Consider the following 497-nt stretch of genomic DNA (forward strand, 5'->3'; position numbering starts at 1 on the left):
GCGGCCGGCGAAACGAAGACGGTGACGTATTCGGTGAAGGTCAATGCCGATGTGGTCGGTGGGGTGTTCGTGAACAACTTCGTTGTTCCGGGGACGACTCCTCCGGTTGATCCTCCGGAGGTGTGTGATCCGGTGACGCAGCTGTGCACGACGCATCCGGTGGTCTCTCCGAAGATTGCTGTGGTGAAGTCTTCTGATCCGGTGTCGGGTTCGAATGTTGTTGCCGGTCAGGACATCAAGTACACGCTCACGTTCACGAATACCGGTAACGGTGCGGGTGAGGTCGCGTACTTCGATGATTTGCGTCAGGTTGTGGACAAGGGTGCATTGAGTGGTTTGGCTGCTGATGCTCCGTTGGTTGCGACGATGGTCGGCAGTGATGGTTTCTCGGTGACGGGAACCCTTGCGGCCGGCGAAACGAAGACGGTGACGTATTCGGTGAAGGTCAATGCCGATGTGGTCGGTGGGGTGTTCGTGAACAACTTCGTTGTTCCGGG

General features: G+C 57.5%; 1 pseudogene. It reads left to right on the top strand.

Annotation, left to right across the window (positions count from 1 at the left end):
- A pseudogene (locus ASU23_RS24600) lies at positions 1 to 497 on the top strand (DUF11 domain-containing protein); the annotation flags it as partial.

Origin of the sequence: Rhodococcus sp. KB6, assembly GCF_001445685.1 — a bacterium.
GTDB lineage: Bacteria > Actinomycetota > Actinomycetes > Mycobacteriales > Mycobacteriaceae > Rhodococcus_F > Rhodococcus_F qingshengii.